The sequence below is a fragment of the Bacillus pinisoli genome (genome assembly GCF_023036475.1).
Lineage (GTDB): Bacteria > Bacillota > Bacilli > Bacillales > SA4 > Bacillus_BS > Bacillus_BS pinisoli.
The window spans coordinates 43,047-66,416 of record NZ_JAJQKI010000008.1; the positions used below are offsets into that span (position 1 = coordinate 43,047).

Here is a 23,370-nt window from a genome sequence, read left to right on the forward strand (position 1 = left end):
AAAATTACTAGGAAGAAAAATCCGTGAGAAGCGTCAAGAAATGGATGCTACTCAGGATGAGTTTGCTGATAAACTCGAAATTCACGTAAATAATTACGGTAATATTGAACGGGGGTTAAATTGTCCAGGTGGGGAAACCATAATTCGTTTAATTACGAATTGCCGAATCGATATTACCGAGCTTGTGCTTGAAGTTGAAACCCAGGCAAAACGGATTTACTCTGATAAAGAATGACTCTTCGAGATTTCATAAAACTGCTAAATTAAAAGAGAGTAACTTTCGAGAAGTTTAAAGCTATGAAGTATCCCTAAAAAACTCCCAATTTATCTTTTGTTTAGGCTCTTTTCTGTGAAAAAAACTTACTGTGAGCTAAATCTTCATAAGGGAAGGAAGGCACTAATTTTCATATCTGTGTTGAGAGCAGTTACTCATGAATGTTTTCTAAAACTTTGTTGCTTTTCAATCTAATATTTCTATATTCGATATGTAGCTTAATAGACATTATTAATTTCTAGGAATTAATAAACAAGTATGTCCAATCGACATACTTTTTTTGTTACAATACAATTAATGTAAATTATTGTAATGGTATAACTAAGGCTAATTGATTGGAGTAAAAATATATGCATATATATAACAAGCTAGTAAGAGATAAAATACCGGAAATCATGGATATCTCAGGTGAAAAATATAAAACAACAACGTTAACTGAACAGGAATACTTAAAAGAACTACTGAAAAAAGGCTATGAAGAACTAGATGAACTAATAAAAGCTGATAACAAAGAAGATACACTAGAAGAACTAGCTGACTTACTTGAGATAATTAATGCAATAGCTATATATCATGGGGCAAGCCTTGATGAAGTCAACAAGATTAGAGAAAAAAAGGCAAATGAACGCGGTGGATTTGACGAAAAGGTCTTCTTAATAGAAGTATCAGAATAATAGATATTGTGGGGGTAAACATGTTTAGAAATGTTTTAATAGAATTAGCAAAAAGTCTAAAAGTAGTATATACACTTAAATCAACTAAACCAAATTGGATTACGAAAGCAACTGACCAGGAACTCCATGTTGAAACAGAGTCATCCAGGGAAAAGTTTAACCTAAATCAAAGTCCAAGACCTTACGCCATTATTACCTATGATTTTATTAATACTGCATGGGAAGAGTTTACTAGTAAACTAGATGTGTCAAAAGATGACTTTGCTCTTACAAGAGGAAGGACTTCATTTTTAATGGCTTTCTTCTCTCAACTTCCATTTGTAAAGGTTGGTAAAGATAACGGGTTAAGAATTAGTCTACAAGAATTCCAAACAGACGAACTTCCCAATGAACAGTTACATAAGGTTATTCAGTTTTTAGATGATATTCTCGATGGGGTCTATGACCCAGTTAGGCTTAGTCAGCAAGTAGATGGTAACGAATATAGAATAAAATCTAGAGCAAGGCAAGATTTACGATTATTGGGCTTTTTAGACAATGAGCAGAAAAAGAATGAAGATATTTTTGAGGGCTATAGGAATAGCCGGGATAAAAAAGCCTTTATAAGAGGGCTTGTATTATATAAAGAATACTTTAGGTATGCTATTTTCGTCTTAAATCTTTTAAAGGATTACGGTAAGAATGACAAAAAGGAAGCACTAGTTGAATTAGGTATGTTAATTGTCCGAAATTCACGTGGTGAGAATCTAGTGGTTGAGTCAGTTGCAAAGGAGAGAACTCATAACCTTTTAATGTGGTTAGAATACCTGGATGTAATTGATGAAAACTGGAATCCACTTATGTTAACGAATCAATCAACCATGGAGGAAACTATTGTGAATACAAATCTTCAAAAACAGTTCATCCATATCATGAGTAACTACTTAGAAGCCAAAACTCAACCATTTGGTGGTCATGAGCTAGGATCTTTTGTTAGGCATGATATAACCGTTGAGCTTAGAAAATTACCTTTCATAAATGAAAGTTATGTAGTAACGGGTTCTGTTGGACAGGGGAATTGGGCTAGTGTGCCATGGATTGCCATCATGAACAAAGCAATCACAACATCTACACAGAGAGGTTACTATATAGTTTATTTATTCAGTGAGGACATGAAAGAGCTCTACTTAACCCTTGCTCAAGGTGTAACAGAATCTTCTAAGGAAGATATGCTCCGAATTAACTCTGAGATCAGAGACAATATTGCAATGGGACCTAGATTCAAACAGGATGACGAGATTAATCTAGGTGATTCTAAACGTGCCCGAGATTATGCATTTTCTACAGCTGCTTATGTTCATTACACGATTAATGACTTTCCTTCAGAGGAAGTACTTGTGCAGGACTTGAAGCAGATGGTGAATTACTATGAGCAATATATTGATTTTAAAAAGGGGAAGGTTATGGAGTACACTCCACCAGAAACTAATGCAGATGAAGTAGCAGACGATAAAGTCGATTATATGACCCAAAGAGAACTAGTTGAACATATCAATACCTACATAAAAAGCAAAGGCTTCTACTACGAAAAAGAGGAGCTTATTAATCTATACTTATCTATTAAATCAAAACCCTTCGTCATTATCTCAGGCATCTCCGGAACAGGAAAAACAAAGGTAATCCAATGGTTTGCTCAAAGTGTAGGAGCAACAGAAAGAAACGGTCGTTTTACACTCATTCCTGTACGACCAGACTGGAGCGATGGTTCTGATTTAATAGGATACCGCGATATCCAGGGAGTCTTTAGGGACGGTCCCTTAACGAAGGTGATCAGGCAAGCAAAACAAGATCCGGACAAGCCTTTCTTTGTTTTACTAGATGAAATGAACCTAGCCAGAGTCGAGTATTATTTCAGTGATTTACTCAGTGTAATGGAGAGCCGTGATTGGGCGGATGATAGAATCACTTCATCGTTAATTTTGACAGAAGAAGAGGCTAGAGAGAACATCTGGTTTCCAGATAACCTCTATATTATTGGCACCGTAAATATGGACGAAACGACTCATCCATTTAGTAAGAAGGTATTGGATCGTGCGAATACGATTGAGTTTAACCGAGTACAGCTTGATTACCTAGACTTTTTATCAGATCTGGCAGAAGTAGAATCTAAAAACATTGAAAATAAGATGTTCCGTTCCGATTTCTTATATTTAAAAGATGTTGCCAAGTCTAATATGAGCTTAGTAGAAGAAATTTCAACACAGCTTATTCAAGTGAACACATGCCTGCAGCCAATTGGTGCTCAGGTAGGATACCGTGTGAGAGATGAGATTTGTATGTATGTGGCCTATAACCAGAGTGGAGAGTTACTGACAAAAGAAGAAGCCTTTGATAACTGTATTTTGCAAAAGATTTTACCACGGATATCAGGTAGTGATTCGAGAGTGAAGCGTACTTTAACTGAATTGTTCAGGTTTTTGACTAATAAAGTTGTGGAGCTTGATATTGAAAACTATGAGCAGGATATTCCTTTATCAAAATATCCAAAGAGTGCAGCTAAGGTGTATGAGATGCTTAGGAGGTTAGAGGATGACAACTTTACCTCTTTCTGGATTAGTTAAAGAAGATGTTGAGTTAGTCAAAATTGAAACGGTTGATTTTTCACTTGTGATTAAGGGGAAGCCTTATCATGAAAGGTATGTGGGTCTGCAGCAATACCGAAGTATGGACTTTCATGATGAGATGAAGTTTATAGTAACAGGAGAGTATGAAGAGCAGAAGGTGTTTGACGTTACCTCTCAATCGTTAGTAATTCCGAGTAGGCAAGAACGTCCAATCTTTTTTGAAAACGGTGTGTATCAAGTCATGATCTCTCCAAAGAGTGACAAGGAACTAACCTTTTACCATGAACATCCTAGCCTTCGAAAAGCAGTGGACCGGGTGTCTATCGGGAAATCTTATGTGTTGCTAGGGAATCTTCATTTTCAAAGTGAGATAGGATTTACGAGCTTTGAAGTGAGAAGTAAGAAAGAAACCTTACTTGAGGTTACATTAGAAATTTTTCCAACAAAGTTAAATTATAAAGATGACTATCAGAACCTATTAAATGAAGTGAACGATGAGATTTATAATTTAGCGTTTCACTTTTTAAAGAAGACGTATTTAAGTGCCAAGACGAAGTTAGAGGGTAATCCATCGCCCGTTGAATTCTTTCGGCTGATTACGTTTTATTTTGATAGCTTTATGAAGTCAATTGAACAAATTGAGCGCCAGCCACATCATAAGCTTGAGAAACGTCATGAGCTTGTTCGAGGAGATCGGATTAAGAACCTAGACCGTAAAGGGAGAAACTATCTCATTAAGAATAGTAGACTTCTTCAGCCGGTTGATCATGGTATTAAGGTAGGGAATCAAGAGTATCTGCCGATTAAGGGATTAACGGCTAAGAAAGAGATTACTTATATTACTCATGAGAATCGCTTTGTAAAGTGGATGCTGACTAGGCTATCGATGAAGCTTGAAGGTTTATTTGATCGGTATGTGAATCAACGTAGCTGGGGTGAACAAAAGGCTGACGAAGAGATAAGGACGTTGATTGAAGGAATGAAAAACAAGCTTCAAGCAAAGGTAAGGGCTCCTTTTTGGAAAGAGATGCCTCTACCAGACCGAGTGTTTACGAGTTTAGTACTACAGCTAGCACCAGGGTATCGAGATGCCTATCAGATCTTTTTAACGGTTTCAAAAGGGTTAACACTGCATAACAGCATTCATAAAATGTCGGTGAAGGATGTTGCGACACTTTATGAATACTGGACATATTTGAAGCTTGGACAGATACTAGGGAAAAAGTATACGCTCGTTAGTCAGGATATTATTAAGGTGAATAGGGATGGACTGTTTGTAAACCTTGAAGCAAATAAGCAAGCGAAGCGGGTTTATAAGCATCCATTGACGAATGAGAAAATAGAGTTGGTTTACCAAAAGCGGGAGAGTGGGCTGCCAACCATTACCCAAGTTCCTGATACGATGTTAAGTATTTCGAAAAAGGGTGAGAAGTACACCTACAACTATGTATTTGATGCGAAGTATCGGATCGATTTTGCAACTCAAGGTAGTTATTACGGAAATAAGTACACCACACCAGGTCCTATGGAGGATGATATTAACACGATGCACCGTTACAGGGATTCAATTGTTGCTGAGGTTGATGGACCGTATGAACGGACTGCGTTTGGTGCTTATGTATTGTTTCCTTGGGGTAATGAGCAACAATATCAAGACCATCACTTCTATGAAAGTATTGGGAAAGTAAACATTGGTGGGTTTCCGTTTTTGCCGAATGCTACTGGTTTAGTGGAGAGATTTATTGAAAACTTAATTGAGAAGAATCCTGATGAGTTGCAGAAAGAGGGGATTCTGCCAAGAGGTAGTATTGAAAAATGGAAGGAATCTGTTGAGGAAAAGGTACTTGTTGGAGTTGTTTCAACAATAGAAGAGTACCGGTCGACATTAAATAACTTATGTTATAAACTACCTAACTACTCCTTAAGAAAAGGATGGCAGGAAGCGAAGTATGTTGCCTTGTATGTAACGAATCGAGTAGGACTTCAAAACGGGGTTGTCTCATATGGAAAGATATCTGATGTAAAGGTAGAAGATGGTATTGCCTCCTTTTATGTAGAGATCTGGAGGGATTTAGAGAAGGTCATCACACCAGTAAACTATGGAATTGCTAACTATATGCTCACCACACTTCAGAACTTGAAAAATGCTAGGGAGCTTCCTGAACTATTTATGAAGTCAGAAGAGGAGAAGGCAATTTGGCAGATGTTGCGAAGGGTTTCTGATCGGATAAAGGTAGATTTGGATAGCAATACAATGGATCAGGCGGAACGAATAAACGGTTTTGAGATAAAGGGGATCCAGGTTCACTTAGATAAAGAAGGAAAAGGCGTTAAAATTAAAGCAAATGATAGAGAGATTGGAATTAATAGTAGTGAGTTCCTTGGTAATCCCTCTGGAGTATTTAAATGTATTTTGAACGAGATACAGCAAGCATAGGAGGCTTAACCAGACCAATATATAGGGTCTGGTTTTTTCACGTCTTATGGTATGATGTAAAAAACTATTTTTAAGGAGAAAATATGAAAGAAATTCAAGCCTATCTTAAAGAATATCAAAAAGAAATGAACTGGGAAATTTCAAATGAAAACTACAATGAATCAAAACTATCAATACTAAACAACTATATGTTATTAACGACTGAAGTAAGTGAAATTGCAGAGGAATTTAGAGCAATTTTTAATAGAACTGCTCATTTAGTAAAAGAAGAAAATATGAGCGAAGAAGAAGCATTTGCCCTAGCTAAAGAGGGGTACAAGCAGAATATCGGAAAGGAAATAGCTGATTGTATCGCTTACTTAGTTAAGTTTGCTAATTATCTTGAGTTGGATTTAGAAGAGAGCTTTTATGAAAAAATGAATGAGGTTAAAGTAAGGGTTAATAAAGATATATAGGAGATATCCGACAAATGGGAAACACCATGGGACGGTTCTCATGGTACTATGCAGTTTTAAATTAAATTAAGTACTGAGTGGCTTATCAATGTAAGTAATTTTTTTACGTATGCAACGATAGAACTTTGAAGGGGATGATAACTATAGATACTATTACTCACACTTTGTTTGGGGTCGGGATTTATAAAAGTATAAATAAAGAAAAGATGAGTAAGAAAGAGAAATATGCCCTACTTTTTACTTCAATCGGAGCCAGTCAGATTCCAGATATTGACTTCATCTCTCAGTTTTGGGACACAGAGGGTCTATATCAGATGTGGCACAGGGGGATTACACACTCTATTTTTCTTGTTCCGATATGGGCGTTATTATTTTACTTAATAAGTCGTTATATTTTTAGAATAAAGGGCGTACAATCTTACTTTGTTGCTCTCATTTCGGTATTCATTCATAATACAAGTGACGTATTTAATGCATGGGGGACTGGCTATCTCGAACCTTTTTCATCCGTTCGGCTTTCTCTAGGGACAGTACCTATCATTGATTTTGTTATCTGGTTGATCTTCTTATTAGTGTTCCTTGCTTCTAAGGTTTATCCAAAGGTGAAGACATATTCCTTGTTTCGAATTGGGTGGGTGCTAATCACTCTCCATATAGGGATTCAGTCTTTACAGGGATATGTTTTGTACGAGCAATATAAAGCATCCTATCAGGACATTGCTTTATCTCCTAGCTTTATTCCTTGGAATTTTACTATTGTTGGGAAGAATAATCATACCGTAGATATTATTAATGATTCACTTCTGACAAAGGCTGATCTGGTTGAGAGAATTCAATCCAATAAAGAGGTTGATCTCGATAGGCTGTTTGAAATGAATCCTGCAGCAAAAACGTTATACAACTGGGCACCGTTTGTTGTAGTGGTAGATGATGAGGAAAGAGTAGGGATTTTTGACCCAAGGTTTTATCGTAATGGAGAATCATTTCTAGCAGAATATCTTGAAAAGAATTCAAAATAATTGTCTAAGAGAGTTAATAGAATTATATTTATGAAACGAACGGGCGTGCAGCAAATGACTTTGTTTTTTAGTTGTTCTTATTAAACATAAGCAACCGGCATCAATGCCGAAGACCATAAGCTTATTCCTCGGATAAATAAAGAGGTTTAGGCTTTTTTACTTTCAAATCCTTTACATTTTCTGTAGATCGCCTATTTTTATTCAATTCCAAGATAAAGGACTATTACTTGAAGCGTTCACTATAATCTTTACAAAACCCAACGTATACATTGTTCTAATCTCCCATCTCTCCTTCCATAATGGGTTCAAAGGAGATAGAATGATGTCAGAAAAGGACCTATTATTTACGAAGTTAATAGGAGAGAAGATCCGTGAGAAGAGGCAGGAAATGGCTGAAACTCAGGATGCTTTTGCAGATAAGCTGGGAATCCATGTGAACAATTATGGGAATATTGAACGTGGCGTCAACCTTCCAGGTGGACAAACGATTATTCGTCTCATTACGAAATGTGGAATTGATATGACCGAGCTTGTGTTGGAGGCAGATGCCGAGGCTAAGCGGGTTTTTCCAGAAGAAGAGTAATCCTTTTTGCGTATTCTATGAAACAAGTAAATAGAAAGGAGATTAACAATTGTCAGAACTGAAACACTACGAAATATCCTCAACAACCCTCGCCATTTTACCAGGATACCATCCTACCTATTCATCTAAAATCTTAGATCTCCACGGTGAATATTATTGTAAAGAGACGCCCATTAAGTTGATTGAACAAGCCTGCTTAGAAGGTGGCTCGTCGTTAGAAGGAAGGAGAAAAGCACTTAAGCACCTTAAGTCGTTTCATCAATGTCCACCCATACCGATTAATCCTCTAGAAGATCTCTACGCCTTTCCAACCTGCTCGCCTGAATCCTACGATTGTATATGGATTTTCTACGAACACATTCATCATCTTCAACCAAAGCTCCAATCCACCATAATTACCTTCCGTAATCAACAAACCCTTGAAGTTCCAATATCCATAGCTGTGATGAAGAAGCAAATTTCCCGAACAGAATCTTGTATCGTTTCTTTTAGTAAGCCTAAAAAGAGACAGCATGTGTTTTACTCAGATTATAGTTCTCCAGTTTATTACTAGCGTAAAATTGTCGTAGAAACAGGATGATAGCTTGTCTCTACTTAAAACAATCAGTCATTCTATTTTTTATTTTGGCTGTGTTAAAGCACAGTGTTTATTTTTAGTAGAGTTGATTGAAGTGGAAGGACGCGAGACTCCTGTGGGAGAGCGGGTCGCGGGAGACCCCACAGGCACGGTTTTCGCCGAGGAGGCTCCCGGACTCGCCCACGGAAAGCGAGTGTCCTGGAACGAAAATCAACAACAAGTTTTAACAGAGCCTTTATTTTAAATGACCATACTCAAATTCCTATGAATATAGGAATTCAATCCTATATGAAAAATGCTACTTATCAACTAAGCTATATCTATATAATAAGACTGAAGAATTGGTATGATTCTTGGAGTCAAAAAATCATGAAAAAAAAGAGTACCCAAATCTTTTAAATAGAAGGAGAAAGAACGATGAAGATGACAATCAGCAAGAAGTTATTTGCAGGTTTCTTATCAGTCTTGCTGTTATTAGTAGTGATCGTGAGTGTTGGATACTATCAAATATCCTCAGTTGATCAATCCTACACTAATTTAATTAACGGTGAAGCTAAAAAAGTAATGTTAGTTAAGGAATTAAATATTAATGTAAAAGAACAACAAAGTAGAATACGTGGGTACTTGATTGTTAATGATGAGACAGCATTACAAGCGTTCACTGAAGCACATGATTCCTTTTTGTCATTGAGCAAAGAGTTAGAAGGTTTAGTAGACAACCCAAAAGCGAATGAATTATTAAAAGAACTTGTTCAATTAGAGAATGACTATCAGCAACTAGCCTCTCAGCTTATTGAATTAAAACGTAGAAATCAAGTAGAGGAGTACACAAATTTAGTTGCAACACAAGGTCGAGAAATTACGAACAACTTTGATCAGAAAGCACGAGAATTTAGTGAATTTCAAGAAGCTGTTTTAAACACAGTAAACACAGATACCTCTTCAAAGGTAAAGGTTATTAAAAACTTCGTCTTAATTTTAGGCATCATTTCAATTATGATTGGTTTTTTCATCGCCTTGTACATGGGCCGAATTATTTCAAAACCGGTGGTCGAAATTGCAGGAGTTGCTAGAAAAATTGCTGACGGTGATCTCACGATAGATGAAATTAAGGTGAAAAATAAAGACGAGATTGGTGATTTAGCAAACTCATTTAATCAGATGGCTAGTAATCTTAGGATTATTCTTAAACAAGTGGGTGCTGCTTCAGAGCAAGTGGCAGCTTCCTCTGAGGAGTTAACGGCAAGCTCTGAACAAACGACAAAAGCAACGGAGCAAGTAGCCTCTACCATGCAGCAAGTCGCATCTGGTGTAGAAAAGCAAGTGCAAAGTGTAGAAGAAGCCTCTCATACCATAAATGAAATGACAACTGGTGTTCAAGAAATCGCTAATAAATCACAACTTGTCTCGAACTCAGCCATCCAAGCGACTAACAATGCTTCAGAAGGTAGTCATGTCATCAAAAATGCCGTTCATAAAATGTCATCTATTCATCAGTCGGTGAAGGGATTAGGTACAGTTGTTCAAGAATTAGGTGAGCATTCAAAAGAGATTGGGAATATTATTTCCGTCATCAGTGGGATTGCCGATCAAACGAACCTGTTGGCCTTAAATGCAGCGATTGAAGCGGCAAGAGCAGGAGAACATGGCAAAGGATTTGCAGTCGTAGCAGATGAAGTGCGTAAATTAGCAGAACAATCCGCTCAGTCTGCGCAACAAATTTCAAAGCTTATATCTGCCATCCAAGATGAAACGAATAAAGCAGTGATTTCCATGAATATTACGACGAAAGAAGTGGAAGAAGGGATCGGGGCAATCAACACAGCCGGAGATTCCTTCGAGTTTATTCATGGTTCAATTGGTGGGGTGACGGAACAAGTCCAAGAAATTACCTCAGCCGTCCAACAAATTGCCGCTGGTTCGGAACAAATGGCACATGCGATGAGAAGCATTGAAGAGATAGCAGTGTCTTCTGCATCAGGAACACAAGAGGTTGCAGCAGCAAGCGAAGAACAATTAGCCTCTATGGAAGAAATAGCATCCTCTGCCAATGCTTTATCTCATATGGCTGAAGAGCTGCAAGCTTTAATTAGTAAATTCAAAGTATAATGTTGTAAGTGGGCGTTAATTCAAACGGAATTAACGTCTTTTTCACATGGATTTAAAATATGTAGGAACCTCTAGTACCTCCTTAATTTAGACCTTAAAATTATAGTAAAACTTTATTCTAATGCTACTAGTGGAATTTCTTGTAAACGCTTATTATAGGCTTATAAGTATAGTAGAGGAGAGATATTGATGAAAAATTTTGTGCAGTTTCGCATTGCCAGACCAACAGACCGCTTTGAAGAGGTAATTACCTTTTACGAGAAGGGATTAGGATTAAAGAGAGTGGCTTCTTTTGAAGATCATGATGGATATGATGGGGTTATGTTTGGTTTACCTGACGTAGACTATCATTTAGAGTTTACTAGACATGTAGAAGGAAGTCCGTGTCCGGCTCCTACAAAAGATAACCTCCTTGTTTTTTATATTCCTGATGAAGTGGAAGTACTTAAGGTGAAAAATCAATTAGCTTCCCTTGGGTACCATGAAGTTGAACCAGAAAATCCATATTGGAAAGCAAAAGGTGTCACCATAGAAGATCCAGATGGTTGGAGAATTGTCCTCATGAATACTAAGGGGTTGCAGAGAGAAGGGTGAGGCAGTATTGTCTCTGGATTTGTTAAAGGTAAGCGAACTATATTAGTGATGCTAGTATATGGTAGATTTTTCTACGAATACATAAATAGATGATTTTCTTAAGAATCGCCCAAATCTTTTAAAAAAAGTTTATAATTAGTTAAGCTTTACTCCACCTAGGAGGTAAAGCTTTTTTATTTTGAAAAAATAATTTTTCATTTATTGTATACAAATCTATCCCCCATTTCGTTCTAACTACGAAAGGAGCTGAAACAATGAAGAAGCCCTCAAATGAAGAAATAAAACGTCTATCTAATGAAATCTATCATAAGCTTTGCTCGATGGGGGCTAATCCAGAGGATGCGAAGGATATTGTGCAGGAGTCGTTATATCGTGGATTTTTAAACATGGATGGAATTAATGCGAAGGCATTTAAATCATGGCTATATAAGGTAGCGATTAACCAATATTATGATCTGTATCGAAAGAATACTAGTCGCACGATGATTGAGTATGAGGAGACCTTACTGGAAGTAGAAGGAAATCATGTGGAAGATACCGTGATGAAGCAAGAAGCAAAAGAGGAGTTTGACCAGGTATTACACCATTTAAAACCATTAGAGCGGCAATTAATTAAAATGAAGTATGAGGATGAATACTCGTATCGGGAAATCTCGGAACAGCTGCAATTAAAAGAAAGTAATGTGAAGACGTATTTATATCGTGCTAGGAAGAAGCTTACAACCATTTTTGGGAGGGATAAGAATGAATAAGGAACCATTTCAGTCTAATGATATTGAAGGAATTGTGAATAAAGCGAAAAGGAAGAGTGTAATTCGTAATGTCATCATTTCAACCATTTCTGTACTACTAATAGGTGCGCTTTTTCTATTTATTAACGGTCAAATTGTAGGTAAAGCCTATAATAAAGCAGTAGAGGCTAATCGGTTACTATTTCAAATCTCACAGCCTAACATCCATATTGGAGGGGGAACCTCTGATTATGGCATTCTATCAGGAACATATAACTACAATAAATATAAATTGATTGAAGATCGAGTGGTTCCATGGGGGAATGATGTACGGGAGTTTAATGCGTTAGGACATAACCATAACTCTTCCGCTATCGCCGTTTACGATGAGACTAGCGTTGGAGAGACAGAAGAAAATCGTCACTATTATAATACAACAAACGGTCAAAGAACAATGCAGTTTTATCATCCTTGGTTTGAGTATAAGACGGTCCATAACGACCTAGAATTGATACAAAATGCCCCAGATGGCGCGGTTATGGAGGTAGCGGTTTCTTTTGACCAGTCTTATACGGTAAGTGAAGTTCAGGAGTTTTTCAACCTGAAAGATAAGATTACTTGGTACCGTATTAATGAGTATAACCAAGATGCGAAAGAGCAATTACAAGGGCTACATAGCTCGGGTGAATCAGCATCATATGTGTATGGATTTAATGTGGAAGCGCTGAAAGGCGAAGGAGATCTGGTCGCACAAGATGAGAAGGATTTAGTTGCTACGCTAGAAGAGTTAAAGGAGACAGGTAATTATGGTTATTTAATTGAACCTCTTCTAGAGAATGTCACTCAAAATATGAATGATGGAATCATCCTTGGTGTTGTGGTAACGGGAACGAAGGAAGAGCTACTAAAGCTAAAAGACGAGCAACATGTTAGAGGGATTTCGTTAGGTGCGGTTGCAACAGAATTCTAGTCAAAGAGTAGCGTTGATCCAAGATGGATCAACGCTATTTGTGAGGAATTTTTTAGGAATCAACGATTATCCGTAATCTCTATAATTTAGTACTAGATTTTGAAGAGAATATGGAAGCGAATGACCACATGACAGAAGACCGAATCCTTTCGTTAGCTGGATTTGTTCATAAAAATGAAGAGGACCTAGTACAGGAAGTTGTTAAAATTATGGACCGGTTAGAAGTTATTTTTTATGATTAAAATAATGTTAGATGAGAACTGATTTTTCTCTAAAAAAATTGATGTCCTGACTTATATATAATTCAGAAAAGTAGCGTAAAGAAGGGTATTAAAATGGGAAAAGTAACGCCGTTTTTAATGTTTCAAGATGGGAACGCATCAGAATGAAGAACTTGAGAATCTTTATGAGAAACTCGGTGAAGGTGGACAAGAACTAATACCATTAAACGATTATGGCTTTAGTAAAAAATTTGGTTGGATTAATGACAGATTTGGAGCTTCATGGCAACTTAATCTTCCGTTTTAGCGGCATAAGAGAGATAATGAAAAGACGAAAAGAAGCTGGACCGAACTATGTGGAAGTCAAAGGTTCCGATAAGGATTTACATTATTTTAGGAACAGGCCGGTTTTCCCGAGTTCTGTTGAATACGAGCTGTTAATAGTCATTCAAACTTCTGAACAGGAGGGGAAAGATGAAAATTTATGTGGATGCAGATGCTTGTCCGGTGAAAGATATTATTATTTACGAAGCAAGTAAATTGGAAATTCCGGTAATCCTGGTTACAAGCTTTTCTCATTTCTCTAATGCCGAACAGCCACCAGGAGTGAAAACCATTTATGTTGATTCTGGAGCAGATGCTGCCGATTATCGGATTGTGAAGTTAGTGGAAAAAGGTGATATGATCGTAACGCAAGATTATGGTCTTGCGTCACTAGGTTTGGCAAAAGGGATCATCGTTCTCCACCATAAAGGATTTAGATATACCAATGAAAATATTGACCAATTATTACAAACACGTTATTTAAGTGCAATGGCTAGAAAAGGCGGACAGCGAACAAAGGGACCAAAACCTTTCACAGCAGAAGACCGGGAACAATTTAGGAAACTTTTTAAACAGGTCATTTCTCGTGAAAAATTAGGCTAAAACTCAGAGATTCAAAAAGGAGATAAATATTTTGAAATATGTAAAATCGCAAATGCAACAACTCATTAAGGAAAATAAGGAACTGCATACACGCTTTAAAGAACTAAAAGCGGAGCATGGTCTTGAAAAAAACAATGCCCTCAAGGCGTTGTACCATTCCGAAGTTGCGGATGGTGGAAAGTATCAGGTTGCTTACCAAGCACTTGATCAGCCTAAAAAGTAGACTCTTCTTATCCTATTTACATTCTCAGAACTTAAAGAGTTTCTAAGGGGCTGTTAGTTTAACCTTTGCTGCTCAATAGGAGAATCCCTAAAACATTGGAAGAGAGAATAAGAAAAGGTCCTACTCAAGTGAAGAGTAGGACCTTTTCATTCCAATAATCCCATTTATTTCCGTGGGAGTTTCCTAGTATCTTAACATGACCTCTTCTGCAGTTAAGATTTATTTTTGGGGGGATGATGTTTATTCACAAATTGACTAATTAACTGATTCACTTCAGCTGCTGCTTTGGTTGGGATTCTGTGGTCAACATTCTCTATAAATTCCAATTCATTAATCGGTATATGATCATGTAATAGCTTGGCATAGGGGTGAAACTGTTTGTCCTTTTCACCATAGATTAAGATTGTGGGAAGATTAATATCTCTTAAGCGATGCGTGCAATTATAGTGCAAGCTACAAGCGTAATATTGTTCAATGTTTCTAGAATCTCCCTGTTTGGCATCTGTAAACATTTTTTTGAAAAATTTATAGTTAGTGGAGTTACTCTTTGAAATACCGAAAGCAAGGACCGGTACTAATCCAGCCTTAGCGATTTTAACTCCTAGTGAAATCCTGTTTTTTAGAAGTGGATCACTTACTTCAGACATTCCACTCAAGATCACGCCACCAAAAGAACGATGATGTGAAGTTAATAAGAATTCCAATACAATCGATCCTCCAGTAGAATAACCACATACAAATGCTTTATCAATGTCAAGATCATCGAGTATACGTTTTATATCTTCAACAATAAGCTGATAGGTAATGGGTGTACGTGAATACGAACTTTTTCCGTGACCTCTAATATCAAACGTAATGACTTTAAAAGACTTTGACAGACCTTCAAGTTGGTACTCGAAGTTAACAGATGTTAGTGTAGGCGGGTGAATAAACACAATAGGAATACCTTCACCCTTAACTGTAAAGTAAATAGAAGTCCCGTCTATATGTAGCGTAGGCATATAAAAATAATCACCTCAAATGTTAAAGTAACTTTTCATGTATTTATAGTTGTCAGTTTAATGGTACTTTCATCAAACACTAACGTGTAATCTTTTAAAAAATTCGCTATTGGTGTAGTTACTAGTTTCTTACGGATCTTTTTATTTATACAGCTTTAACATTTGAGGTATATATTTTTATCTGCAATACATAAAAAGGTTTAATTTAACAGGGCCGTCATCTATAATGATATCATCAGGCAGAAATAGGGAGAAAAACATGAATTTTGAGTATATCAACTACAATGTGATAGATAATTTATTTTATATATTAGTAAGTGTTTTTATTTTCTTTTCTATTTTTGAAAATATTAAAAAGTTTCACCACTATAAGAAAGTGGTGATTACTATATGTATGGCTGTGCCGATCATGTTAACGATGAAATATCCCATCTATATTGATGAATATTGTGTGCATGATTTGAGACAGATTCCTTTCCTTTTAGGAGCATTATATGGAGGGTGGCCTGTTGGAGGAGCACTGTTAATAGTGTTACTAGCGTTTCGATTTTTCGTGTATGGATTTAATTTCTTAACTCTGATTGTATACATAATTACGTTTTTAATGGTCCTTCTCTTTTCTAAGAAATTTAGGTCACTAAGTAGGAAGGAAAGGTTACTGTACACTCCTATATTTACGCTGATCGTGGGACTCATCACGACATTCATCTCTGTAGGTATATCGGACTTTTTTGTTGTTACCCAAGCTTATGTGTTTTATTTTATTGTTTTACCACCTGTTTTAATGGTGTTTGTGATTTATATTATTGAGCTTTTGAGAGAAGCGGTAAGTATCAAGTCGAATATGGTGAAGTTAGAAAAAATGGAAGTCGTGAGTCAGCTAGCAGCTAGTATATCTCATGAGGTACGGAATCCTCTGACGGTCGCGAAGGGGTTTGTTCAGTTATTAGATCGCACACAGACGTCGGAAGAAAAAAGACTCGAGTACTTAAAGCATATCGAGAGAGAGATAAATCATGCAGAGGCGATTATTACCAATTACCTTGCTTTTGCCAAGCCTGTTGATGAGAAAATAGAAAGCATTTCAGTAAAGAAGGAAATGAATAGCTTGCTGGAGACGTTAACTCCTTTAGCGAATATGAATTCTATTAAAATATCGAGTGATTTCATGGATGCTAGCGTTCAAGGAAACAGGGAGTATTTTCATCAATGTCTGTTAAATATTTTGAAAAATGCAATGGAAGCGATGCCAAATGGTGGAGAGCTTCGTGTAAGAAGTTTCATTTTAAAAGAGAACATCGTGATTGAAGTAAAGGATACTGGCGTTGGAATGGACAGTGAACAGATTACACGCTTTGGTGAACCTTACTATACGAACAAGTCAAAAGGAACAGGGTTAGGTTCAATGGTTGTCCTAAAAACTGTGCAGAGTATGAATGGAACGATTAAGCTAACAAGTGCGATTAATGAAGGAACGACTGTTAAGATTACTTTACCGATCATGTAACGAATGAAGAAGCAGACCTATGATGTAATTGGGTCTGTTTTTCTTTTAAAGGTAGAAAAGAAAAGGATATAACGATATAGTAAAAAGGCTATACTGACAAACAACGAGCTTTAACTTTTTGGAGGTTTATAATGACAAACAACGATCTATTAATTCGATTACGATATGCGCTGGATTTACGAAATTCGGAGATGGTGGAGATTTTTGAGCTGGGTGGCGTTTATGTGCAGCTAGAAGATATACCAGCCATTCTGACAAAATACGAGGATGAGGAAGCTATTCCTGAAGAAGCGGCATGTAGTAACAATATGCTAGAGTCATTTTTGAACGGATTAATTACGTATAAACGTGGAAAGCAAGAGCCGAAACCTGGTCAGCCTGAAGTACCGGCCATTACGGGTGAGCATGCGAACAACCTGCTGTTTAAAAAGGTAAGAATTGCGCTTTCCTTAACGAGTGACGATATCATGGACATTATGGAAGCAGCTGGAGTGAAAATTGCCAAAGGTGAACTAAGTGCCATCCTACGAAAAGAAGGGCATAGTAATTATCGCGTGTGCGGTGATAAGTTTGCTCGGAACTTATTGAAGGGATTGGCGATTAGGTATCGGGGGTAATTCCATATTATTTAGAGAAGCAATTCGTAAAAGAGTTAGCTTCTTTTTTTTGCCGAGATCTAAACTCCGAACCAGTGGTGTTTACTTTGTTGATTTTTTTGTTGGGTTTGTTGCTTTTCGTTGAATACCAATCATTAGTTTGACTATAATAGGAGTAGGAGGTGAGCAACTCTTGATTAAAGAGCATGAAGAAGATATTTTATGGGATACGGTAACGATTCTAAAAGAACAAAATCGTCTTGAGAATGCCTTGGTATTATTCAAAACACTAATTGAACGAACACTTTCGATCGTAAGACTGCCATCCAAGTTTTTGGAAGAAGTGAAGATCAATTTACCATCTAATGAATTTGTAGAACAGATTCGCATGTTAGATAAAGAGATTTATCAATCTATAAAAAGCAGTAATACGACGAAAACCTATGAACTATCAGTAGAATTTATTGAGACATTATCAGAGATTATTCCTGGTACAGATCGAAAAGGTTTGATAGCTAAGATTCTAGCAGAACAATCAAAGAGTCATGTAGGTGTAATGAATACAAGATATGACTTGTTTCAAGCTTTTCCAAAAGAACAAGCTGAGGTCTACACGTCCTCGGAGGCGGCTGAGATGATTGGTGTGTCTGACCAGACAATACGACGATGGTGTGAACAAGGAAAGTATCCAGATGCTTATCAAACCCAAGGTGGCCATTGGCGAATTCCCAAGCAGTACTTTAAAATAACTTCTGAAGAAGCAATGAAGAGAAGAGCCTTTGAACAAGAACTTAATGAATTCAATGCTCAGCAGGGGGAGGTGGATGAAGATGAATTCCTCTAATTCTTCCTACCCTACTGTATTATTTGATACAACTGTTCTATGTGGTGCAATAAGAGGAGAAGGAATAAATCGTCAGCTACTAAAATTGGTAACCCAAAACTTATCCTATCGAGTAGTGATATCAAGAGTTTGCTTGATGGAATTCATACGAAATGCAACGGTTGATGGAATCGGAGGTGTTACATATCCGATGGAGATGGGTGAGAGGTTTTTAGATGTATTCGTTTATCCGGTTTTGGAAAACTCCCCTGCAGTGAATAGTATTGTTGGCCGCCATCATAGGAAAATTGTTAGCCGGAATGAAATGAAGATTGGACAAGCCCTTGCAGAAATTAGTGGGCTTTCAATCATAGAAGCTGTTCGTTTAGCTGAGGAACAAGGATTGCAAAGGCCTTTACGAGAATACGATCTACAAGATGTTCACGTCTGGGTAACGGCCATTCAAGAGAAGTGTTCATACATTGTAACGAGTAACACCCAACGCTTTCCAGAATTGATTGGAGAGATTAAACGGGTAAAACCAGGACAATTCTATAATATGATGATGGATTAAAACTAAATATTGGTCCTCAAAGAAAATCTTCAAGACTTTCCCCTATATTTTTAGCCTCAATTAAATTGCCTTTCCATAAAGCTATAACTAGTAAGCTAAAATGCGATGCCCTTAAACCTATAAATAAGGAGGAACTAATATGTCCATTAAAAATAATGAGTTATCCCAAGAACAACGCAAAGACCTACTCCAAACCCTAAAAACCCGTTTTGAAAACAACATGAACCGCCATGAAGGAATAGAATGGGCAAAAGTCCAAGCAAAACTAGAAGCAAGTGTTGAAAAACTATGGTCACTTCATGAAATGGAAATCACGGGCGGTGAACCGGATGTGGTGGGCTATGACCAGCAGAACGACGAGTATATCTTTTATGACTGCTCACCGGAAAGTCCAAGTGGTCGGAGAAGTGTGTGTTACGACCGAGAAGCGTTAGAATCTAGGAAGAAAAATAAACCAGAGAACAATGTCATGGATATGGCTACCGACATGGAAATTGAGCTTTTGACAGAAGAGGAATACCGGGAGCTGCAGAAGCTTGGGCAATTTGATCGGAAAACATCAAGCTGGGTAAAAACGCCTGATCATATAAGGAAGCTGGGCGGGGCTATCTTTTGTGACCGTCGCTACGACACGGTGTTTATGTATCACAATGGAGCAGACTCCTACTATGCGGCTAGGGGCTTCCGCGGGTCATTGAGAGTCTAGGATTGTACAACCAAATACATAAAGAAAGGCTATTGCTTTCAAGCAGTAGCCTTTGTTTATGTAGATGTAAGGGATCTAGGATTAAACGTTGCTCGTGATTGTCATACGTATCCCTTTACCTATAGTCTTCCCAGTAAGATGGCATTTGAACGAACAATCGTAAGTGTTATTTCGACATAATCCTCACCGAGAAAGCCAGTATTACAGCTAACCAGCGACTATTATGTTTAGGAAAGTTCAACCAGATGTAGTTCTAGATGCTATTTTAAATATTCTGAAACCTACTCCTTTTTGTTACGTAGTAATATATATTAAATGAAAAGGATGTGACGTATGAAAAGAATAAGATATTGGATTTTTACGTTACTAGTCATGGGGGGAAATCTGGGCTTATCGTACCTTTTATCCCATTCTATGGAGATACGTTTGTTAGATGCAATGTTTTATGTAGGTGCAATCACTACGGTCATCTTTATCTTTTTCTCTAGCTCGGGTGGGTTTCTTTCCACGAGAAATGAAGCACATATTGCAACAAGTATAGAAGGGAGCAAGAGTAATTACCAGATGCAGCATTCTTCTTTTTCACTAAGGGTAAATCCACTTGTTCTGGGATCTGTTTTATTTTTATTTCTAGGATTTATTCTAGCTTTTTTCGTATAAGAGTTATGGAGGCGTTGATGTGAAGAAAAACGTTAAAACTTATAGTCTAGTTGTATTAGTGACCATCATGTTTCTGGCCATTATTGATAGTATCAATACTTCTAATTCAGCAGCAGACATACAAAATGAAAATGAGAGGTTGCAACACGAAGTAAATGACTTGCAGATAGAGCTAGAGGTTAGTTCCAATGAAGTGATTACTATACGAGATGAACAAAATCAATTAAATGAAGATCTTTCTACATTACAAGAAGAAATTAATTCTCTATTATCTCCGGTTGTCTATCAAGACTTTATGGATGCAGTTGGCACCGTTGAGAGCTATAAAAAAGAAACATCATTTCTTAAAGTAAATCAATATTTTACCCTCTCCACTTTATTTCCTACCGCTGACAAAGAAGGCAACTGTCCATGCTACCTATCATTTGCTACTTATGGTGGGATAGAATGGCAACCAAATGCAGTGCTTGATCTTAAAGAATTTAGTGTCCAAAAAGAAAGAATTCTCCTCACTTATGAAACGGCACAACCTATTTCTCATCATTATCAATTCGTTTTAGTAGAGTCAACAGGGATCAAAGAGGAATCGGCACCTCGATGGAGAATTGAAGAGATTAAGAAGATAAGTAAAGAATTTTAAAAAAGGTTAAGAAAAAACTTTGTTGACTACTAGTTTTAGATAGGAGGAGAATATGTATTCTATCATTTACACCGTACTATTAACTGCGACCCTCATATTTTTAATGTGGAAAAAGGAAGAAGAAGAGTCTATTTTTCCACTCAAAATCATTGGGTATTATTTATTAGGATCATTTGCGTTTAATTTCGATGAACTTTCTATACCTCTTGGCTTTATCGTGTACCTGTTATTTTTCAGACCTAAGTTAAATGTAAAGGTAAAACGGATGGCAGCAATTATTGGTGTTGTGTCTTTTGTGATTGGTCATTGGATAACACCAAGTGTTGTTCAGCATTGGGAAAGCCGTCCTATAAATATTGAACATACACTAGGTTCAGTCTATGAGCTGAATTTCCAAGAAGAATTTGAGCTCGTCAAAGATGAATTAGACCTAGAGAGTCAACTAGTAATGCTTGAGAATTTTAACGTCGATTATCTACAAGATGGTGAAGTGACGGGCATGGACTGGCAATTAATAGGACACGATGGAACTAGCTATCAACTATATCAAGTCAGATATGAAATTGGTAAGGATAGGTATCAAGTTACGCAAAGTAAGGTTCAATCATGGCTTCAATATGATCGGTTAATTGAGGCTGGTAATTTTTTTGAACATCTCAATGTTCTGGATGTGAAGGAACTTACGAAGGAAAAGGGTGACTACCATTCTTATGTCATTCAAAGCTCAGGGGAGCGAATGAATGTCGACGTCGAAAGTGAGGGGGAGAAATACTTTTTATCAAATGAAGGTATAGAAGTATTAGAAGATAAATGGCTGCCAGCTGAAGGTAATCATATCATTGCTTATGCCATGAAGAAGACGTCAGAACAAAAAGACCAAAATGGAAATGTAACACAAGAGAGTTTTGAAGGTGTAGAATCTTCTATTTATCTATTTGATGTAAGTTATGGTGAGGATTGAGGGGTTTGATATAATGAGGACAGTAAAGAAAAAAGAACGAGAAGATAACCCTATTAGCCATTATTCCGATGCTGTGAACCGGTCCATGATTGGTGACCCTGCAGCATTACTGTCAGGCGGTTGTCTTACTAAGGTCTTTACAGTAGTCATCATCTTAGGTTTTATCATTTTAGTAAAATGGCTTATTTAGGAATTCACGAATCGTTGGAATTTAGGTGGTGAAAAAATGTTGAAATCTAAGAAGGTCTTTATTACCGTTAGCGTGTTATTTTTTATGGTTATGTCAGTTTTATTTAACCCCTCGAAAGAAGAATATATAAAGTTCGATGAGAATCGATCAGGCGTTTCAATGCCTGAACATGCACGAATTGCAGAGGCAGATTTCATCTTTTTTTCCATATATGCATCCGTTCCGAAGAACACAGTAGACGAATATGGTATCCTCCATTTAGGTTTTCTAGGACTGTTCTTTCAACTGACAGATGGGCAATTTGACGAATCTATATGGCATCAGTTTTTGAAGTAAGGTCTTGGATTTATAGAACAATCAGTTATGAGTATGGAGGACATCATGCAAAACGAATCGACAGTAAAAAAACCATTTATTTATAAAATAGGCATGTTTCTTATTATTTCATCATTTATCATATGGGTATTTCCTGTTGGCATTCCTTTTTTGCCGATTTCAGGAAAAATGAAAGCAATCAGTATTACAAGCAGCTTAATTATAGCTGAGGTCTTTTTCTGGGTAGGGGCGTTAATGGTTGGAAAAGAAGTTGCGAGAAAGATACGAAACTCTCTTAACCCTAGGAACTGGAGGAAGAAGTCAACAGATCAGCAAGATGGAGCGGGAGACGCATGATTCATTTAGGAAATAAACCAGTAATCGTAGGGAAGAAAGTAATCTTAAGACCTTTTCGAGAGGAAGATTTTTCTTATATAGAAGAGTGCCTCAAGGATCCGGAAGTGATTAAGCTAACTGGAAGTAACGAAGATTATGATAGGGAAGCCGTATATAAGTGGTACCAAACGAGAAATGCACAAACGGACCGTTTAGACCTGGCTATTGAGGACCGTGCACAAGCCATCTTGGTAGGAGAAGTGGTCGTCAATTTATATGACGAGACGAGTCAAAGTATGAACTTTAGAATTCTGATTGGTCCAAGAGGGAGAAATCGAGGCTTAGGAACGGAAGCGACGCAATTGCTAATTGATTACGTCTTTACAAACACAGAGCTACTTCATCTCAATTTGAGTGTTTATGCCTTTAACCCAAGGGCTAAAAGTGTATATGAGAAGATTGGATTTGTTGTGGAAAGTATAGATAAAAACGAGTTAGAGTTTGAAGGGGAATGGATCGATTCAATTAATATGAAATTGACGAGAGAAGATTGGTTGAATAGACAATAGAAAGGTAACGGAGCTTTGGTTTGAAACCAAGCTTTTTTCGTTATTTTTTATTTATGAAGAATTCCGTCCCTTCGACCAAGCTCTTATTTGGTGGT

The 23,370-nt window shown here is 37.1% G+C and carries 30 protein-coding genes; 29 read left to right on the top strand and 1 reads right to left on the bottom strand.

Translation table 11 applies throughout. From position 1 onward, the window contains the following. Nucleotides 1–19: 19 nt before the first annotated feature. The 17 genes from LT143_RS12610 to LT143_RS12685 all read left to right on the top strand — a co-directional run bounded on the left by LT143_RS12610 (nucleotide 20) and on the right by LT143_RS12685 (nucleotide 14,397). On the top strand, nucleotides 20–235 hold the full coding sequence (locus LT143_RS12610; RefSeq protein WP_336296616.1) for a helix-turn-helix domain-containing protein: 216 nt from the start codon (nucleotides 20–22) through the stop codon (nucleotides 233–235). A gap of 389 nt (nucleotides 236–624) precedes the next feature. After that, complete coding sequence (locus tag LT143_RS12615; RefSeq protein ID WP_246943484.1) at nucleotides 625–948, top strand: pyrophosphohydrolase domain-containing protein; 324 nt, start codon at nucleotides 625–627, stop codon at nucleotides 946–948. Nucleotides 949–968: 20 nt separating this feature from the next. Beyond that, nucleotides 969–3,548 (top strand): MrcB family domain-containing protein, encoded by a 2,580-nt coding sequence (locus tag LT143_RS12620; RefSeq protein ID WP_246943485.1) that lies wholly within the window; start codon nucleotides 969–971, stop codon nucleotides 3,546–3,548. Next, nucleotides 3,517–5,988 (top strand): DUF2357 domain-containing protein, encoded by a 2,472-nt coding sequence (locus LT143_RS12625; RefSeq protein ID WP_246943486.1) that lies wholly within the window; start codon nucleotides 3,517–3,519, stop codon nucleotides 5,986–5,988. The genes LT143_RS12620 and LT143_RS12625 overlap by 32 nt, the downstream gene beginning before the upstream one ends. Before the next feature lie 83 nt (nucleotides 5,989–6,071). Next, a complete protein-coding gene (locus LT143_RS12630) occupies nucleotides 6,072–6,443 on the top strand; it encodes a hypothetical protein (RefSeq protein WP_246943487.1) in 372 nt (123 codons plus the stop codon). Nucleotides 6,444–6,586: 143 nt separating this feature from the next. Further along, nucleotides 6,587–7,462 (top strand): metal-dependent hydrolase, encoded by an 876-nt coding sequence (locus LT143_RS12635; protein WP_246943768.1) that lies wholly within the window; start codon nucleotides 6,587–6,589, stop codon nucleotides 7,460–7,462. Between the two features lie 322 nt (nucleotides 7,463–7,784). Further along, nucleotides 7,785–8,045 (top strand): helix-turn-helix domain-containing protein, encoded by a 261-nt coding sequence (locus tag LT143_RS12640; protein ID WP_246943489.1) that lies wholly within the window; start codon nucleotides 7,785–7,787, stop codon nucleotides 8,043–8,045. Between the two features lie 49 nt (nucleotides 8,046–8,094). Next, a complete protein-coding gene (locus tag LT143_RS12645) occupies nucleotides 8,095–8,598 on the top strand; it encodes a competence protein ComK (RefSeq protein ID WP_246943491.1) in 504 nt (167 codons plus the stop codon). Nucleotides 8,599–8,629: 31 nt separating this feature from the next. Then, a complete protein-coding gene (locus LT143_RS12650; RefSeq protein WP_246943493.1) occupies nucleotides 8,630–8,866 on the top strand; it encodes a hypothetical protein in 237 nt (78 codons plus the stop codon). 173 nt (nucleotides 8,867–9,039) lie between these two features. Next, nucleotides 9,040–10,731, top strand: a complete 1,692-nt coding sequence (locus LT143_RS12655; protein WP_246943495.1) for a methyl-accepting chemotaxis protein — start codon at nucleotides 9,040–9,042, stop codon at nucleotides 10,729–10,731. A gap of 189 nt (nucleotides 10,732–10,920) precedes the next feature. Further along, nucleotides 10,921–11,325, top strand: coding sequence for a VOC family protein (locus LT143_RS12660; RefSeq protein ID WP_246943497.1), 405 nt, complete (start codon nucleotides 10,921–10,923; stop codon nucleotides 11,323–11,325). Between the two features lie 254 nt (nucleotides 11,326–11,579). Further along, nucleotides 11,580–12,077, top strand: coding sequence for an RNA polymerase sigma factor (locus LT143_RS12665; protein WP_246943499.1), 498 nt, complete (start codon nucleotides 11,580–11,582; stop codon nucleotides 12,075–12,077). Further along, the gene (locus LT143_RS12670) at nucleotides 12,070–13,026 is read left to right on the top strand and encodes an anti sigma factor C-terminal domain-containing protein (protein WP_246943501.1); all 957 of its coding nucleotides are present in this window, start codon (nucleotides 12,070–12,072) and stop codon (nucleotides 13,024–13,026) included. The genes LT143_RS12665 and LT143_RS12670 overlap by 8 nt, the downstream gene beginning before the upstream one ends. Nucleotides 13,027–13,136: 110 nt before the next feature. Then, nucleotides 13,137–13,268: a hypothetical protein gene (locus LT143_RS20465; RefSeq protein ID WP_272495790.1), complete on the top strand. Its 132-nt coding sequence runs from the start codon at nucleotides 13,137–13,139 to the stop codon at nucleotides 13,266–13,268. A gap of 127 nt (nucleotides 13,269–13,395) precedes the next feature. After that, nucleotides 13,396–13,554: a VOC family protein gene (locus LT143_RS12675; RefSeq protein WP_246943503.1), complete on the top strand. Its 159-nt coding sequence runs from the start codon at nucleotides 13,396–13,398 to the stop codon at nucleotides 13,552–13,554. Nucleotides 13,555–13,721: 167 nt separating this feature from the next. Next, on the top strand, nucleotides 13,722–14,174 hold the full coding sequence (locus LT143_RS12680) for a YaiI/YqxD family protein (protein ID WP_246943505.1): 453 nt from the start codon (nucleotides 13,722–13,724) through the stop codon (nucleotides 14,172–14,174). Between the two features lie 31 nt (nucleotides 14,175–14,205). Continuing rightward, on the top strand, nucleotides 14,206–14,397 hold the full coding sequence (locus LT143_RS12685; RefSeq protein WP_246943507.1) for a hypothetical protein: 192 nt from the start codon (nucleotides 14,206–14,208) through the stop codon (nucleotides 14,395–14,397). A gap of 212 nt (nucleotides 14,398–14,609) precedes the next feature. Here LT143_RS12685 and LT143_RS12690 read toward each other — a convergent pair whose 3' ends face one another. After that, nucleotides 14,610–15,398 carry an alpha/beta fold hydrolase gene (locus tag LT143_RS12690; protein WP_246943510.1) on the bottom strand — a complete coding sequence of 263 codons (789 nt, stop codon included), beginning with the start codon at nucleotides 15,396–15,398 and terminating at the stop codon, nucleotides 14,610–14,612. 259 nt (nucleotides 15,399–15,657) lie between these two features. Between LT143_RS12690 and LT143_RS12695 the strand changes: the two genes are divergently transcribed. From LT143_RS12695 to LT143_RS12750, 12 genes are all read left to right on the top strand, one after another. Next, nucleotides 15,658–16,905: a sensor histidine kinase gene (locus tag LT143_RS12695; protein WP_246943512.1), complete on the top strand. Its 1,248-nt coding sequence runs from the start codon at nucleotides 15,658–15,660 to the stop codon at nucleotides 16,903–16,905. 131 nt (nucleotides 16,906–17,036) lie between these two features. Beyond that, nucleotides 17,037–17,522 carry a YehS family protein gene (locus LT143_RS12700; RefSeq protein WP_246943514.1) on the top strand — a complete coding sequence of 162 codons (486 nt, stop codon included), beginning with the start codon at nucleotides 17,037–17,039 and terminating at the stop codon, nucleotides 17,520–17,522. 172 nt (nucleotides 17,523–17,694) lie between these two features. Further along, nucleotides 17,695–18,345, top strand: coding sequence for a MerR family transcriptional regulator (locus LT143_RS12705; protein ID WP_246943517.1), 651 nt, complete (start codon nucleotides 17,695–17,697; stop codon nucleotides 18,343–18,345). Next, on the top strand, nucleotides 18,326–18,898 hold the full coding sequence (locus LT143_RS12710; protein ID WP_246943519.1) for a PIN domain-containing protein: 573 nt from the start codon (nucleotides 18,326–18,328) through the stop codon (nucleotides 18,896–18,898). Before LT143_RS12705 ends, LT143_RS12710 begins: the two co-directional genes overlap by 20 nt. A 139-nt stretch (nucleotides 18,899–19,037) precedes the next feature. Then, nucleotides 19,038–19,604 (top strand): DUF4256 domain-containing protein, encoded by a 567-nt coding sequence (locus LT143_RS12715; RefSeq protein WP_246943521.1) that lies wholly within the window; start codon nucleotides 19,038–19,040, stop codon nucleotides 19,602–19,604. Between the two features lie 333 nt (nucleotides 19,605–19,937). Beyond that, on the top strand, nucleotides 19,938–20,264 hold the full coding sequence (locus LT143_RS12720) for a hypothetical protein (RefSeq protein ID WP_246943522.1): 327 nt from the start codon (nucleotides 19,938–19,940) through the stop codon (nucleotides 20,262–20,264). 19 nt (nucleotides 20,265–20,283) lie between these two features. Further along, entirely contained in the window at nucleotides 20,284–20,904 is a 621-nt protein-coding gene (locus LT143_RS12725; protein WP_246943523.1) for a coiled-coil domain-containing protein, read from the top strand. Nucleotides 20,905–20,956: 52 nt separating this feature from the next. Then, on the top strand, nucleotides 20,957–21,865 hold the full coding sequence (locus LT143_RS12730; RefSeq protein ID WP_246943524.1) for a hypothetical protein: 909 nt from the start codon (nucleotides 20,957–20,959) through the stop codon (nucleotides 21,863–21,865). Between the two features lie 13 nt (nucleotides 21,866–21,878). Further along, entirely contained in the window at nucleotides 21,879–22,055 is a 177-nt protein-coding gene (locus LT143_RS12735; RefSeq protein ID WP_246943525.1) for a hypothetical protein, read from the top strand. A 36-nt stretch (nucleotides 22,056–22,091) separates the two neighbouring features. Then, nucleotides 22,092–22,391: a hypothetical protein gene (locus LT143_RS12740; protein ID WP_246943526.1), complete on the top strand. Its 300-nt coding sequence runs from the start codon at nucleotides 22,092–22,094 to the stop codon at nucleotides 22,389–22,391. A gap of 45 nt (nucleotides 22,392–22,436) precedes the next feature. After that, complete coding sequence (locus LT143_RS12745) at nucleotides 22,437–22,727, top strand: transporter suffix domain-containing protein (protein ID WP_246943527.1); 291 nt, start codon at nucleotides 22,437–22,439, stop codon at nucleotides 22,725–22,727. Then, nucleotides 22,724–23,275 (top strand): GNAT family N-acetyltransferase, encoded by a 552-nt coding sequence (locus LT143_RS12750; RefSeq protein ID WP_246943528.1) that lies wholly within the window; start codon nucleotides 22,724–22,726, stop codon nucleotides 23,273–23,275. Before LT143_RS12745 ends, LT143_RS12750 begins: the two co-directional genes overlap by 4 nt. The last annotated feature ends 95 nt before the right edge of the window (nucleotides 23,276–23,370 follow it).

Coding starts and splice junctions, on each gene's coding strand:
- LT143_RS12615 (WP_246943484.1), top strand. CDS start 625: ATGCATATATATAACAAGCTAGTAAGAGATAAAATACCGGAAATCATG.
- LT143_RS12620 (WP_246943485.1), top strand. CDS start 969: ATGTTTAGAAATGTTTTAATAGAATTAGCAAAAAGTCTAAAAGTAGTA.
- LT143_RS12625 (WP_246943486.1), top strand. CDS start 3,517: ATGACAACTTTACCTCTTTCTGGATTAGTTAAAGAAGATGTTGAGTTA.
- LT143_RS12630 (WP_246943487.1), top strand. CDS start 6,072: ATGAAAGAAATTCAAGCCTATCTTAAAGAATATCAAAAAGAAATGAAC.
- LT143_RS12640 (WP_246943489.1), top strand. CDS start 7,785: ATGTCAGAAAAGGACCTATTATTTACGAAGTTAATAGGAGAGAAGATC.
- LT143_RS12655 (WP_246943495.1), top strand. CDS start 9,040: ATGAAGATGACAATCAGCAAGAAGTTATTTGCAGGTTTCTTATCAGTC.
- LT143_RS12660 (WP_246943497.1), top strand. CDS start 10,921: ATGAAAAATTTTGTGCAGTTTCGCATTGCCAGACCAACAGACCGCTTT.
- LT143_RS12665 (WP_246943499.1), top strand. CDS start 11,580: ATGAAGAAGCCCTCAAATGAAGAAATAAAACGTCTATCTAATGAAATC.
- LT143_RS12670 (WP_246943501.1), top strand. CDS start 12,070: ATGAATAAGGAACCATTTCAGTCTAATGATATTGAAGGAATTGTGAAT.
- LT143_RS20465 (WP_272495790.1), top strand. CDS start 13,137: ATGGAAGCGAATGACCACATGACAGAAGACCGAATCCTTTCGTTAGCT.
- LT143_RS12675 (WP_246943503.1), top strand. CDS start 13,396: ATGGGAACGCATCAGAATGAAGAACTTGAGAATCTTTATGAGAAACTC.
- LT143_RS12680 (WP_246943505.1), top strand. CDS start 13,722: ATGAAAATTTATGTGGATGCAGATGCTTGTCCGGTGAAAGATATTATT.
- LT143_RS12690 (WP_246943510.1), bottom strand. CDS start 15,398: ATGCCTACGCTACATATAGACGGGACTTCTATTTACTTTACAGTTAAG.
- LT143_RS12695 (WP_246943512.1), top strand. CDS start 15,658: ATGAATTTTGAGTATATCAACTACAATGTGATAGATAATTTATTTTAT.
- LT143_RS12700 (WP_246943514.1), top strand. CDS start 17,037: ATGACAAACAACGATCTATTAATTCGATTACGATATGCGCTGGATTTA.
- LT143_RS12710 (WP_246943519.1), top strand. CDS start 18,326: ATGAAGATGAATTCCTCTAATTCTTCCTACCCTACTGTATTATTTGAT.
- LT143_RS12715 (WP_246943521.1), top strand. CDS start 19,038: ATGTCCATTAAAAATAATGAGTTATCCCAAGAACAACGCAAAGACCTA.
- LT143_RS12720 (WP_246943522.1), top strand. CDS start 19,938: ATGAAAAGAATAAGATATTGGATTTTTACGTTACTAGTCATGGGGGGA.
- LT143_RS12730 (WP_246943524.1), top strand. CDS start 20,957: ATGTATTCTATCATTTACACCGTACTATTAACTGCGACCCTCATATTT.
- LT143_RS12735 (WP_246943525.1), top strand. CDS start 21,879: ATGAGGACAGTAAAGAAAAAAGAACGAGAAGATAACCCTATTAGCCAT.
- LT143_RS12740 (WP_246943526.1), top strand. CDS start 22,092: ATGTTGAAATCTAAGAAGGTCTTTATTACCGTTAGCGTGTTATTTTTT.
- LT143_RS12745 (WP_246943527.1), top strand. CDS start 22,437: ATGCAAAACGAATCGACAGTAAAAAAACCATTTATTTATAAAATAGGC.
- LT143_RS12750 (WP_246943528.1), top strand. CDS start 22,724: ATGATTCATTTAGGAAATAAACCAGTAATCGTAGGGAAGAAAGTAATC.